Origin of the sequence: Streptomyces toyocaensis (assembly GCF_000725125.1) — a bacterium.
Classification (GTDB): Bacteria; Actinomycetota; Actinomycetes; order Streptomycetales; family Streptomycetaceae; genus Streptomyces; species Streptomyces toyocaensis.
This window is the reverse complement of the sequence record NZ_JFCB01000041.1, coordinates 1-12,827: the sequence shown is the minus strand read 5'-3', so window position 1 is coordinate 12,827 and position 12,827 is coordinate 1. Positions and strand designations below refer to the sequence as shown.

The 12,827-nt window shown below is 73.1% G+C and carries 9 protein-coding genes; 4 read left to right on the top strand and 5 right to left on the bottom strand.

Annotated features, from left to right (window positions below; genetic code table 11):
- Nucleotides 1–21: 21 nt before the first annotated feature.
- Nucleotides 22–1,248, bottom strand: a complete 1,227-nt coding sequence (gene lhgO, locus BU52_RS29385) for an L-2-hydroxyglutarate oxidase (protein WP_037940178.1) — start codon at nt 1,246–1,248, stop codon at nt 22–24.
- Between the two features lie 84 nt (nt 1,249–1,332).
- The gene (locus BU52_RS29380; RefSeq protein WP_037940175.1) at nt 1,333–2,757 is read right to left on the bottom strand and encodes a hypothetical protein; all 1,425 of its coding nucleotides are present in this window, start codon (nt 2,755–2,757) and stop codon (nt 1,333–1,335) included.
- 737 nt (nt 2,758–3,494) lie between these two features.
- On the opposite strand from BU52_RS29380, the gene BU52_RS29375 reads away from it, so the two are divergent.
- A complete protein-coding gene (locus BU52_RS29375) occupies nt 3,495–5,609 on the top strand; it encodes an asparagine synthase-related protein (protein WP_037940255.1) in 2,115 nt (704 codons plus the stop codon).
- 445 nt (nt 5,610–6,054) lie between these two features.
- Here BU52_RS29375 and BU52_RS29370 read toward each other — a convergent pair whose 3' ends face one another.
- Nucleotides 6,055–6,804, bottom strand: coding sequence for a TetR/AcrR family transcriptional regulator (locus BU52_RS29370; protein ID WP_037940173.1), 750 nt, complete (start codon nt 6,802–6,804; stop codon nt 6,055–6,057).
- Nucleotides 6,805–7,178: 374 nt separating this feature from the next.
- Between BU52_RS29370 and BU52_RS29365 the strand changes: the two genes are divergently transcribed.
- Together BU52_RS29365 and BU52_RS29360 are read left to right on the top strand one after the other, a co-directional pair.
- On the top strand, nt 7,179–8,558 hold the full coding sequence (locus BU52_RS29365) for an NAD(P)/FAD-dependent oxidoreductase (protein WP_037940170.1): 1,380 nt from the start codon (nt 7,179–7,181) through the stop codon (nt 8,556–8,558).
- A gap of 172 nt (nt 8,559–8,730) precedes the next feature.
- A complete protein-coding gene (locus BU52_RS29360) occupies nt 8,731–10,389 on the top strand; it encodes an ATP-binding SpoIIE family protein phosphatase (RefSeq protein WP_037940168.1) in 1,659 nt (552 codons plus the stop codon).
- 13 nt (nt 10,390–10,402) lie between these two features.
- On the opposite strand, the gene BU52_RS29355 is transcribed toward BU52_RS29360, so the two are convergent.
- A complete protein-coding gene (locus tag BU52_RS29355; protein WP_037940253.1) occupies nt 10,403–11,677 on the bottom strand; it encodes an MFS transporter in 1,275 nt (424 codons plus the stop codon).
- Nucleotides 11,678–11,799: 122 nt separating this feature from the next.
- On the opposite strand from BU52_RS29355, the gene BU52_RS29350 reads away from it, so the two are divergent.
- Nucleotides 11,800–12,348, top strand: coding sequence for a MarR family winged helix-turn-helix transcriptional regulator (locus tag BU52_RS29350; RefSeq protein ID WP_037940165.1), 549 nt, complete (start codon nt 11,800–11,802; stop codon nt 12,346–12,348).
- A gap of 265 nt (nt 12,349–12,613) precedes the next feature.
- Here BU52_RS29350 and BU52_RS36585 read toward each other — a convergent pair.
- Nucleotides 12,614–12,827 (bottom strand): hypothetical protein (locus BU52_RS36585; protein ID WP_235216453.1); only part of this gene is annotated, 214 nt, incomplete at its 5' end.

The following is a 12,827-nucleotide window of genomic DNA, read 5'->3' as shown; positions in this document are numbered from 1 at the left end:
CGGCGGGCCGTCGCCGTGCCCTCACCGCACCTGCGCAGTGAGCTGCGCCATCGCCCGCCGCGCGATCTCGCGCCCGATCGGCAGGGAGGCCGTCGCCGCGGGGGACGGCGCGTTCACCACGTGCACCGCGCGGGGACCCTCCCGGATCAGGAAGTCGTCGGCCAGGGTCCCGTCCCGCAGTACCGCCTGCGCCCTCACGCCGGCGGCCGTCGGCACGAGGTCGTCCTCCCGCACCGCGGGCAGCAGCCGGCGCACCGCCCGGGTGAAGGCGCTCCTGGACAGCGAGCGGTGCAGTTCGCCGGTGCCGTACCGCCAGTGGCGGCGGGCCAGCTGCCAGGAACCCGGCCAGGACAGGGTCGCCCCCAGTTCGCGCGGCCGCACCGTGCGCCAGTCGTATCCCTCGCGGGCGAGCGCCGGCACCGCGTTGGGGCCGACGTGGACACCGCCGTCGACGCCCCGGGTGAGGTGGACGCCGAGGAAGGGGAACGCCGGGTCGGGCACCGGATAGACCAGACCGCGCACCAGCTCCGGCCTGGCGAGCTCGTAGTACTCGCCGCGGAACGGCACGATCCGGGCCCCGGGATCGTCGCCGGTGCGGTGGGCGATCTCGTCGCAGTGCAGACCGGCGCAGTTCACCAGCACCCGCCCGCGCACGACGTCGCCGCCGGCCGTCAGGACGGCCACTCCCCGGTCGGGGCGGCGGTCGACGCGCACCACCCGTGCCCCGTAGCGGATCTCCGCGCCGGAGGCCTCCGCCAGTCGGCGGGCGACCGCGGCGAAGTCGCAGATGCCGGTCGTGCCGACGTGGAGGGCGGCCAGGCCGTCCGCCTCCGGCTCGTACTCCGCGATCTGCGTGCCGCACAGCTCGCGGACCGCGATGCCGTTCTCCCGGCCGCGCTGGGCCAGGGCGTGCAGACGGGGGAGCTCCTCGCGGGACGTGGCGACGATCAGCTTGCCCGTCACGGCGTGCGGGATGCTGTACTCCGCGCAGAACGTGACCATCTCCGCGGCGCCCCGCACCGCGTACCGCGCCTTCAGGGAGCCGGGGCGGTAGTAGACGCCGCTGTGGATGACGCCGCTGTTGCGTCCCGTCTGGTGCCGGGCCGGGCCCGGCTCCTTCTCCAGCACCGTCACCCGGGTGCCCGGAGCCGCGCGGCTGAGCGCGTACGCCGTCGACAGGCCGACGATCCCGCCGCCGATCACCAGCACGTCACAGTCGTGCGACCGCGCCACCAGCACCTGCACCACCTCCCGCGTCGATAGTGCACCGTGCCACTGACAACGGCCGCCGCGACGGGCGGCCCACCGGGGTGCCGGGGCGCCGCCGTGGTGTCAGGCCGTCGTCATCAGGAGGGGGCGGGCGCGTTCGCGCAGTTCGACCACGCGGGGTTCGTCGCCGTAGGGCTCCAGACGGTGCAGGAGGTCCTTGACGTACTCGGTGGTGCGGGCGGACGAGATGCGGCCCGCCACCTCCACCGCGCGGACGCCCTGCTCGCAGGCCGCGTCCAGGTTGCCCGACTCCAGTTCGGCCACCGCCGAGACGACCAGACGCAGTCCGTGCGAGCGCACGAACTCCTCCGTCGGCCTGGACAGCGCCTGCTCGGTGAAGCGGCGGACCTGGCGGGGTGCCTTCAGGTCGCGGTAGCACTCGGCCGCGTCGGCGGCGAAACGGTCGTAGGAGTAGAAGCCGAGCCAGGTCGGGTCGCTGTCACCGGGGCGGGACCGCTCCAGCCAGCTCTCCGCCGACTTCAGGGCGGTCCCGGCCGCCTGCGCGTCCCCCGCGCGGGCGTGCGCGCGTGCCTCGACGAGGCGGAAGAAGCTCAGGGTGCGGGCGGTGGCCAGGCCCCGGTTGCGCTCCAGGGCGGCCTGGGCGAGGTCCACGCCCTCGTCGCCGAAGCCGCGGTAGGTCGCCTGGAGGGACATCGTGGCCAGGACGTAGCCGCCCAGGGGGACGTCGGCGGCCGCGCGGGCCAGGCGCAGGGCCTGGATGTAATAGCGCTGGGCCGCCTCCTGCTGGCCCGTGTCGAAGGCCATCCAGCCGGCCAGACGGGTCAGTTCGGCCGCGGCGCCGAAGAGCGAGCGGCCCACGTCGTCGGAGTAGGAGCCGAGCAGCAGCGGGGCCGCCTCGACCCTGAGGCACTCGGGCACCATCGACGAACGCCAGTCGCCGCCGCCGTACTTGGAGTCCCAGCGTCGGGCGTCCTCGGCGGCCTCCCGCAGCTTCTGCACGTCGCTGTGGCCGACTTTCAGCGGTGCGCCGGAACCGTCGGCGGGGCTCGCCTCACGCGCCACCGAACTGTCGGCCGGGGTTATCAGCCAACGCGAGGCGGGCGTCGCGTACGCGCTCACCGCGAACGATCCGGCGAGCGACTGCCAGATGCCGCCGGAGCCGGCTCTGCGGCCCGCGAGGTCCAGCCGGTACAGCTCCGTCGCGGTGCGCACCGCCTGTCCGACGTCGCGGGGGAAGGCGAGGCCCACCTCGGGTGCGGGATCCGCGTCCGCCAGCCCGATCTCGTGGAGCGGCACCGGACGGCCCAGCTTCTGGCCGATGGCGGCGGCGATCAGGTGGGGTGCCGCACCCTGCGGCACCATTCCCTTCGACACCCAGCGCGCCACCGACGTCTTGTCGTAGCGAAGCGTCAGTCCTCTCTGGGCGCCGAGGTCGTTGACGCGCCGCGCGAGGCCCGCGTTCGAGATTCCCGCGAGGGCGAGAACGGCGCCGAGCTTCTCGTTCGGCCCGCGTTGCTCCCTGGACATGCGCCACCCCTCGACACAGACGGCTGCCGCGCTGGCATAACCACGCGGCATTCGTAAACCCAGCGTAGTTCGCCGCATCCCAAGCGTTAAGGGGCATTCTTCCGGATGGCGGGATTGTGGTCCGTACTGAAGTACGGGTCCGATACGCGCAGTTGCGGCGTGCTCCCGGTGTGTGGCCGTGCGCCCGTGTGTGCGCTCTTCTCCGGCCATCACGGGAGCGATTCCATGGGCGGTGCGTGGGTCGGCCCGCTGTACTGGATCCAGTGGGCTGGGGGACACCGCCGCCTTCATCCCCGCGGGCGGCGGAACGGTCCGGGAGGCGCGTTCCGTCTCCCGGATCGCGCACCGTTCAGCGGTGCGCAGAGCATGCACGGAGCGTGTTCGAGTGCGGCCTCACCGCTCCGAATTGGCCGAAAGTAGACCCCACTCTTTCGGGTGCATCAGCGCTTCTAGCCTGGTAGTTGACGGCGCGTTGGGGGGTATGGGGGCGCGTCCTGGGGGCGCATTCGCGTCGCGGCGGCGTGGTGTGTTGCGTGGCGCCGGTGCCGCGATCTCCGTTCGTCGCGCGGTTGTTCGGTCCGGGGCGGCGTCGGGATGTGCGAGGGTGGGTGTATCCGCCGGGGCGCATTCGACGGAGCACTTACGGTTCCGGCACCCCTCCCGAGCCCCTCCTTCATGGCAGCATGGGGAACCGGTTCGTACGGTGCACTGGTTGTCCACAGCCTGTGGAGGCGGCGATGCGGTGGTTGGTGGGGTGGAGCAGCACCGCCGCGAGAGCCATGGGGTTCGGCCCCACCGGCTCCGCCGGCGCCACGGGGGTCGACGGCGAGACCCTGCACCCCGTGGGCTCCCAGCTGCTGTGGGGCGACCCCGACCCGCTCTGGGCGGTCGGCGACTGGCGCCCCGACGAGGTGCGGGTGGTCGAGGCCGATGAGGAGACCCGGATCGCCGTCCTCGGCACGTGCGGGGCCTCCGACGAACAGCTGCGTGTCGCGCTGTTCGCCGCGCGCGGCGGGGCGCTGCGGCACCTGACCGCCTGGGCCGGTAGCTACACGGCGGTGGTGCGGGTGGGGCGCCGGGTCACGGTGTGCGGCGACCTCGCCGGCGCCCGGCCGGTGTTCCACACCCCCTGGGCGGGCGGTACGGCGTACGCCACCGCCGCGCTGCCGCTCGCCGACCTCATCGAGGCCAACCTCGACTTCGGACACCTCGCCGCGCTGCTCGCCGCGCCCGACGTACCGGCCGCGCTGCACGACTCCACGCCGTACGACGGCGTGAAGCGCGTCCCGCCCGGGCACGCGCTGATCCTCCGCGCGGGGGCCCGTGAGATCGCCGGGTACGAACCCGTCGCCTCGCTGGCCGTCGCCGCCCCGCCCGCCGATCCCGGCCACGCGGTGGACGCCGTTAGGGACGCGCTGGTGGAAGCCGTACGGACCCGGCTGGCCGCCCCCCGGCACGTCCCGGGCGCCGACATCGATCCCGGGCCCGTGCCGGGGATGGGGCCCGCCGAGCGGCGGGCCGCCCGGGGGACGCCGGTGCCGGGGATCGGGGCGGACCTGTCCGGGGGGCCGGCGTCCACGGCGCTGGCGCTGCTGGCGGCGGGGCTGCCGGGGATGCCGGGGACCGTCCTGGGGCACGGCACGGGAGCGGGGGAGCGTCTGCTCGCCGTCACCTTCAACGACCTCGCGGCGGGCGGGGCGGCAGGGGGGCGCGACGAGGGCGAACTGGAACGGGCGGGGGCGCTCGCCGCCAATCCGCGGTTCCACCATGTGGTGGTGGCCGGTGAGGAGTCGACGCTCCCGTACGTCGAACTCGACGGGCCGCTGACGGACGAGCCGGGGCCCTCGCTGGTGACCGTGGCCCGCCACCGGGCGCGGCTGGCGGCGGGGAGCGCGGACCACTTCACCGGGTACGGGGCGAAGCAGGTGCTGGACGCGCATCCGGCGCGGCTGGCAGACCTGCTGATGGACCGCAAGCGGCGGCACCTCGTGCGGCCGGTCGCCGCGCTGGCGAAGGCGGACGGCTCCGTGATGGTGCCCGCGCGGGTGTACGCGGCGGCCCGCCGGCTCGCGCGTACGCCGTACCGGGCGGGCCTGGAGAACCTCGCGGAGCGGCTGCTGCACCGGCGGCTCGACGATGAGGGACCGGGCGCCGCGGACGCCTCGCTGGCCGCGCTGACCTGGGGGAGACCAGGGCCGGCGGCGCGCTGGCTGACCGGGGAGGCGCTGGCTGAAGTATCGGTTCGCCTCCAGGCGTCGACGCGACGCTCGGACGTGGGGCCGGGGCAGCGGCCCGGTGACTTCCGGGCGCGGGCGGCGCTGGCCCGGCACGCGGCGGATCTGCGGGTGCTGGAGCAGGCGGCCGAGATCCGCTCGCAGCGGTTGCACGCGCCGTTCCTCGACAACCAGGTGGTGCGGGCGTGCCGGGCGCTGCCTGAGGCGCTGCGGGTGCAGCCCGGGGCGCGGGCGTCGATCCTGCGGTCGGTGCTGGAGGGGGCGGGGGTGCGGGAGCTTCCGGCGGGGTGGGGGGCGCCGGGCGCGGCCACCTCGGCGGCCGCGGCACGGACAGGGCTGCGGGTGGCGGCGGGCTCGCTGATGTCGCTGTTCGACACGCCGTTGCTGGCGGAGGCGGGGCTGGTCGAGGCGCGCGTGGTGCGCAAGGCCCTGCGGGGCGCGGCGGAGGGGGAGCCACTGCCGCTGGACGGTCTGGCGGACCTGGTCGCCCTGGAGGTGTGGCTGCGACGGCTGCTGGCACGCCGCGGGACCTGCTGGACGGGCACGCCGGCGCGGCAGCGGGCGGTACCGGGCGGGATCGCACCGCAGCGGGGTGCGCTGGGCGCGGGCACCCGCTGACTCCGAGGTGGGGGCGGGCGTTCCATGCCTGCGGCGCGGCGGTCTGTGCGGTGGGGGTGCGCGTAGCGCTTTCAGGTGGTGGGTGGGTCGGGTCGGGTCGGGGGTGTCCGTCCTCGGACCGGCGCGACCGGGTCGGCCGGTGGGGGTGCGGGGTGCTCGTTCGCACCAGCCGCTGCGGGCGCACACCCCCGCCTCGCCCCCTCCGCGCCGTAGGCGGCGTACACCGCGTGCCGCCGCACCGCTTCCGTCGTTTCCGCGGGCAGTCGTGCCGCTGGGGCGGCACGGGTGGGCGCGACGGCACCCCGTGAGCGCCGGGCTGCGCGGACACTCCAGGCCGGCGCCGGCGCCGGGCGCCTCGTGAGCGCCGGGCTGCGCGGGCACTCCCGGTTTGCTCAGGCGGGCGGTCTGCTCAGGCCGGCGCCGGCGCGTCATGCGCGCCCGTGCGTCACGCCGGGCGCGACCGCAACCCGTCCAGCAGGATGTCCAGCAACCGCGCCGATGCCGCCGCCTGCTGCGCCGCATCCGGCAGGGACGGCGCCGCCGTGGCTATCACCAGCAGCACGTCCGACACCGACACGTCCGGCCGGAGCTCCCCCGCCGCCCGGGCCCGGTCCACCAACTGCCCCACGACGTCGAGCAGCTGCGCCGCCCCCGCGTCCTGCTCCGCCGCGCCGCCCGCCGGCCGTTCCGGCACCAGCCGCAGCTCACCCGCCGCCTGCGTCCGCTGCTGCGGCAGCCGTGCCTGGTCCGTCAGCCCCCGCTCCTCCGCCACGCCCACCCGCAGCACCTGCGGCGGCAGCAGCCGCCCCGCGCCCGAGGCGACCGATGTGCGCAGGAAGCGGGCCAGCGCCGACCACGGCTCGTCCTCCTGGCCGAGCGCCGTCCGTGCCTGTTCGGTCAGCCGGGAGGTCTCCTCCTCGGCGATCCGCCGCACCAGGACGTCCTTGCTCGGGAAGCGCCGGTACACCGTGCCCACACCGACCCGTGCCCGGCGTGCCACGTCCTCCATCGGAGCGCCGTAACCCAGCTCGCCGAAGACCTCGCGCGCGGCACGCAGCACGTGCTCCAGATTCCGCTGGGCGTCCACGCGCAGCGGTGTCGTGCGCGTGCCGTCCGCGCGCGAGCCGCCCTTGGACGCGCTCAGCGCGCTGCCCGTCGCGACGGCGGAAGACCAATGAGAGTCCTGAACATGCATGTGTATTCCCCCGGTAATGACGTCTCCCCCCGGAGACTTCTCCCCGTCATTCGATGTCCGGGGCGTGGAACCGGCGCTGCTGGTCGGCTCCGCCCGTCACGGACCCGAAGAGCACGTTTCCTGCACCCCGTCGACACGAACATAGTTGAGAGGGGGTCAATTCAGAAGGGGCAGGTTCCGCACGGAGCGCCCCTCGATCGGAGCACGAGTCGCATACGTCCTGAATCTACCCACGGGTGCATGCGGTTGCGTACGTGCTGACCTGCGTCTATGACGTGAGGGCCGAAGAATCGGCCAACCCCGGGTGACGGCGTCGTCCGGTCACACAATTCGTCGAGGCTGTGGACAAACGCAAGCGACGGGTGCGTCATGGGATGGTGAAGGAACGTGCGCGCATTCTCGTTGTCGGCGGCGGCTACGTCGGGATGTACACGGCCCTGCGTCTCCAGCGGAAGCTGAAACGGGAACTCGGGCAGGGCGAGGCCGAGATCACGGTCGTCTCCCCGGACCCGTACATGACGTACCAGCCCTTTCTGCCCGAAGCGGCCGCCGGGGCCATTTCCCCGCGCCATGTCGTCGTACCGCTGCGTCGTGTTCTCGACCGGTGCCGCCTCATCATCGGCGAGGCCACCGCGATCGATCACGCGAAGCGCACCGCGACCATCAGCACCCCCGCGACCGACGAGGAGGGCACGGGAGGGCGGCAGATCGCCTACGACGAGCTGGTGCTCGCCCCCGGCTCCGTGTCGCGCACCCTGCCGATCCCGGGGCTCGCCGAACACGCCATCGGCTTCAAGACCGTCGAGGAGGCCATCGGCCTGCGCAACCACGTGCTGGAGCAGATGGACATCGCCTCCTCCACCCGTGACCCCGCCCTTCGGGACGCCGCCCTCACGTTCGTCTTCGTCGGGGGCGGCTACGCGGGGGTCGAGGCGCTCGGCGAGCTGGAGGACATGGCCCGTTACGCCACGCGGTACTACCACAACCTCCGGCCGGAGGACATGAAGTGGATCCTCGTCGAGGCCTCCGGGCGGATCCTCCCCGAGGTCGGGGAGAAGATGGGGCGGTACACCGTCACCGAACTGCGCCGGCGCAACATCGACGTCCGTCTGGAGACCCGGCTGGAGTCCTGCGCCGACCGGGTGGCCGTGCTCAGTGACGGGTCGCGCTTCCCCACCCGCACGGTCGTGTGGACCGCCGGCGTCAAGCCGCATCCCGTCCTCGCCGCCACCGACCTGCCGAGAGACGGCCGAGGGCGGCTGAAGTGCACCGCCGAGCTGGCCGTCGACGGGGCCGCGCACGCGTGGGCCGCCGGGGACGCCGCCGCCGTGCCCGACGTCACCGCGCGGGAACCGGGCCGGGAGTGCGCCCCCAACGCGCAGCACGCACTCCGTCAGGCGCGCGTGCTCGGGGACAACGTCCTGCACTCCCTGCGGGGGGAACCCCTGGAGACGTACGCCTACAAGTACGCCGGTTCCGTCGCCTCCCTGGGCCTGCACAAGGGGGTCGCGCAGGTGTACGGGCGCCGGCTCAAGGGCTACCTGGCCTGGTTCATGCACCGCACCTACCACCTCAGCCGGATCCCGACCTTCAACCGGAAGGCACGGGTGGCCGCGGAATGGACGCTCGCGGGGCTCTTCAAACGGGAGGTCGTCTCCCTGGGGTCCCTCGAGCACCCCCGTGCGGAGTTCGAACTGGCGGCCGGTGGACGGCCTTCTCAGGACCCGCCGCACGACCCGAAGGGGTCGTCCTGACCGGACCCAGGAACTCCAGCGGCAGGCCCGGCGTCTGAGGGATGTCGGCCCGGTCGGCACCCTGCCAGACTGGTCCACCACCGGGGCGGCCCCCCGCCCACCCCGGTGCGGCCCCCGGGGCCCCGGCCGGTCCCGGTTTCCGGCCGCCGACAACTACACGAGGCAAGGATTCGTGAACTTCACGCGCTGGAGCGCCCGGCTCCCCGGAACGCAGCGCCGCGCCGCAGCGCGGACCGAGCAGACGGTCTCCCCGGACCGGCGGGGAGAGGGCTCCGTGCCCGCGGCCCGCACCGGACGACCCACCGGCGACGTGCGGCCCGTGCCCGCCGTCGACGAGCTCGGAGTGCGCGACGTCCTGGACCGCGTCCCTTCCCTCGTCGCCCTCGTCCACGGTCCCGACCACCGAGTCGCCTACGTCAACGACGCCTACACGTCGGCCTTCGGCATCCGGCCCGTCGGCGCCCCCGCGCGCGGCGCCCTGCCCGAACTGGACGAACTCGGCCTGCTGCCCCTCCTCGACCAGGTCCTGCGCAGCGGCAAGCCCCGCACGGTGAAGTCCCGCAAGGCCCCCGACGGCCGCTCGTACACCTTCACCTGCACCCCGGTCGCCGAGGGCGCCGGCCGCGGAGTGCTGATCTTCGCCACCGACGTCACCGACCACGCCGAGGCCGCCGAACGCCTGCGCGCCAGCGAGCGCCGGCAGCGCGAGACCGCCGTCACCCTGCAGCGCTCCCTGCTCCCGCAGGAACTCGAGGAGCCCGACGACCTGCGCGTCGCCGCCACCTACCACCCCGGCGGCACCGAGGCCGCCGTCGGCGGCGACTGGTACGACGTGATCACCCTCGGCGGCGGACGTACCGCCCTCGTCATCGGCGACGTCATGGGACGAGGGGTGCGGGCGGCGGCGGTCATGGGACAGCTCCGCACGGCCGTACGGGCCTACGCGCGGCTGGACCTCCCGCCGCACGAGGTCCTGCAACTGCTCGACGGCCTCGCCATGGAGATCGACGCCAACCAGATCGCCACCTGCGCGTACGCCATCCACGACCCCAACGAGGGCCGCCTGGTGTACGCCTCCGCCGGCCATCTGCCCATCCTCGTCCGCGACGAGCACGGCACCGTCCAGCGCGCCGACGAACCGACCGGCCCCCCGCTCGGCACCGGCGGCTGGATGCACTCCTCCGGCTCCGTTCCCCTCGGCCCCGGCTCCACCGCCGTCCTCTACACGGACGGCCTGGTCGAGCGGCGCGACGAGGACCTGGACGAGGGCATCGCCGCCCTGGAGCGCGCCCTGGCCGGAGCGACCGGCAGCCCCCAGGTCGTCTGCGACCGCCTGGTCCGCTCGGCCGGCGTGACCCCGGACCACGACGACGACGTCGCCGTCCTGGTCCTCCAGCACCCGGCCCGCAAGGGAGCGGAGAGCGAGCTCTTCCGTAACGCCGCGCTGGACCTGCTCGGCGGTGTCGAGGCGGCGCCACGCGCGCGTGCCTTCGCGTCAGGCGTCCTGACCAGCTGGCGGTTCCCCGCCGAACTGCACGACCTGGGTGTCCTGGCGACCAGTGAACTGGTCGCCAACTCCCTCCAGCACGGCACACCTCCCATGCGGCTGCGCCTGCGCCGCACCGACCGCCGCCTGATCATCGAGGTCACCGACGGCGACGACCACCTGCCGAGACGCCGCCGCGCGGAACCCGGCGACGAGTCCGGCCGGGGCATCGCCATCGTCGCGACGATCGCCTCCACCTGGGGCAGCCGGCGCACCCCGGGCGGCGGCAAGGCGGTCTGGTGCGAATTCCTCCTGCCGAGGCCGGCGAGGACGACGACCCCTTAGGGACGCGCCCGGCTCAGGCGTGCGCCGGAGCCTGTCCCGCCGCCGCGCCGCCCTGCGCCACCACACGGCTGCGCACCGCCGACGGATGGTTCTGCACCTCCGTGAGCTGCCTGCCCAGCCGCATCGCCAGAACGGTGATGCCGAGCGAGAACAGCAGGAAGACCACGATGTACGGCGCGTGCAGCGAGGCACCCAGCGGGCCGCCCACCGCCGGGCCGACGGCCAGTGCGAGCTGCTTCACCAGGGCGAACGCCGAGTTGTACTGACCGGCCATCCCGGTCGGCGCGAGATCGGCGACCAGCGGCGCGAGTGTCGGCGACAGCATCGCCTCCCCGAGCCCGAACAGCGCGTACGTCGAGATGAAGGCGGCGGTCGCCATCGTCTGGCTCCCGTTCCCGAGTCCCGCGTACCCGGCCACGGCCCACGCCACGGCCCAGATCAGCCCCACCGACGCGATCACGCGCGACCGCTTGCGCCGCTCCACGAACCGCAGCACCGCGAACTGCGCCACCACGATCACCAGTGTGTTCGCGGCCAGCGCGGTGCCCAGCGCGGAGGTGGAGATCCCGGCGGCCTCGACGCCGTACGCGCTCAGCCCCGACTCGAACTGTCCGTAGCAGGCGAAGAACAGCACGAAGCCCAGCACACAGAGCTGCATCATGGCCCGGTTGCCCAGCAGTTCCTTCCAACCCGCCCTGGCCGACTGCTGGGGAGCGTCCGTGAGGCGCGGCGAGTGCGGCATCCGCACCGACGCCATCACCAGCACCAGAAGCAGGAACATCGCCGCTTCGAGGGAGAAGAGAAGGGTGAACGAGCCGGCTCGCGTCGGATCCACGAGATGACCGCCGATGAGACCGCCGACGCCGAGCCCGAGGTTCTGCAGGAAGAACTGCGTGGCGAACGCCCGTGACCGGGTCTCCATGGTGGAGCAGTCGACGATCATCGTCGCGAGCGCCGGCTGCATGACGGCCTGCCCGGCACCGAGCGCCGACGCCGACAGCAGCACCGTCGCCGCACCGCTCGACAGGCCCAGGCTCAGCGCGCCGGCCGCGGCCGTGACAAGGGCGACGAGCAGCACCGGCAGCGGACCCCGCCGGACGATGGCACGCCCGGCGAACGGCAGCACGATCAGCGCGGCCACGGCGAAGACGGCGAGCACGAGCCCCGCCGTCATGGCCCCCAGTCCTCGTACCTGCGCCACGTAGACATACAGGTACGGGACCGTGAAGCCCAGCCCGAAAGCGCTGAGTGCGTTGCCCACGTGGATCCGGCGCATCGCTGCGCCCATCGCCCTGGTCACGTTCACCTCTCTCACTAGTTAGACCTGAACACTTAGAAGCTAAAGTTCGAGGCTAAAGAGTACACAGAGAAGGACTTCAAGGCAAAGGCCGAACGTGCCATACTGCGGGCATGGGCGACACCTCCGGCCTCGGCGAGCCGACACTCGAAGAGCAGATCGCCGCGTACCAGCGCGAGTTCCAGGACCTCGACCCCCAGGTCGAGAAGATCGTCAACGCGCTGGCCCGGCTGAACCGACGCATGAACGTCGCCTACGGCCGTCAGACCGCCGAGCTGGGCATCACCAGCGCCGACTGGGAGGTCCTCAAGGCCCTCGTCCTCTCAGGTGCCCCGTACCGCATGGGTCCGAGTGACCTCGCCAAGCGCCTGGGTCTGACGCCGGCCGCCATGACGCACCGGATCGACCGCATGGTCGCGGAGGGCCTCGTCACCCGGGACCGGGACGAGACCAACCGGGTGCGCGTGATCGTGGAGCTCACCCCGGCCGGCCGGGAGAAGTGGCAGGAGGCCATGCGGATGGCCACCGTCTTCGAGGGTGACCTTCTCCAGGACCTCGACCCGGACGAGCGGGCCACGCTGGGAGAGGTCCTGACTCGCCTGCTGCGGCGGGTGGAGGACGCCCAGCCGGACGCCGGCGGACGCCTCACCGACCTCGACTGAAAGATCCTGGCCGGGGGTGGTTGACAGCCGTCCTGCCGGTCCGTAGAGTTCTTCGGGTTGCCACGGGGCCATAACGGTTCTGCGGCAGCACCTTCCGCCGCGACTGCGGCACTCAAAACCTCAGCACGACCTCCCAGCGGGATCAATTTCGGCATGCCCGAATTCGAATTCGCACTCCCGATTTGGGAAACACGGAGAGAGCCGCTAAGGTTTGAGACGTCGGAACGGCCCAAGGGCCGGGAAGACAAACCCCGCTGACTGGGGGTCAGGTCGAGAAAAAGATCTGATAGAGTCGGAAACACCGAAGGGAAGCGCCCGGAGGAAAGCCCGAGAGGGTGAGTACGAAGGAAGCGTCCGTTCCTTGAGAACTCAACAGCGTGCCAAAAGTCAACGCCAGATATGTTGATACCCCGTCCGTCCGGATCTCCGGATGGTCGAGGTTCCTTTGAAGAAACACAGCGAGGACGCTGTGAACCACC

What these genes read in the sequence shown, in the direction of transcription:
- BU52_RS29380 (WP_037940175.1), bottom strand. Translation starts at nt 2,757, where the DNA reads ATGTCCAGGGAGCAACGCGGGCCGAACGAGAAGCTCGGCGCCGTTCTC.
- BU52_RS29375 (WP_037940255.1), top strand. Translation starts at nt 3,495, where the DNA reads ATGCGGTGGTTGGTGGGGTGGAGCAGCACCGCCGCGAGAGCCATGGGG.
- BU52_RS29365 (WP_037940170.1), top strand. Translation starts at nt 7,179, where the DNA reads ATGGTGAAGGAACGTGCGCGCATTCTCGTTGTCGGCGGCGGCTACGTC.
- BU52_RS29350 (WP_037940165.1), top strand. Translation starts at nt 11,800, where the DNA reads ATGGGCGACACCTCCGGCCTCGGCGAGCCGACACTCGAAGAGCAGATC.
- BU52_RS29355 (WP_037940253.1), bottom strand. Translation starts at nt 11,677, where the DNA reads ATGGGCGCAGCGATGCGCCGGATCCACGTGGGCAACGCACTCAGCGCT.
- BU52_RS29370 (WP_037940173.1), bottom strand. Translation starts at nt 6,804, where the DNA reads ATGCATGTTCAGGACTCTCATTGGTCTTCCGCCGTCGCGACGGGCAGC.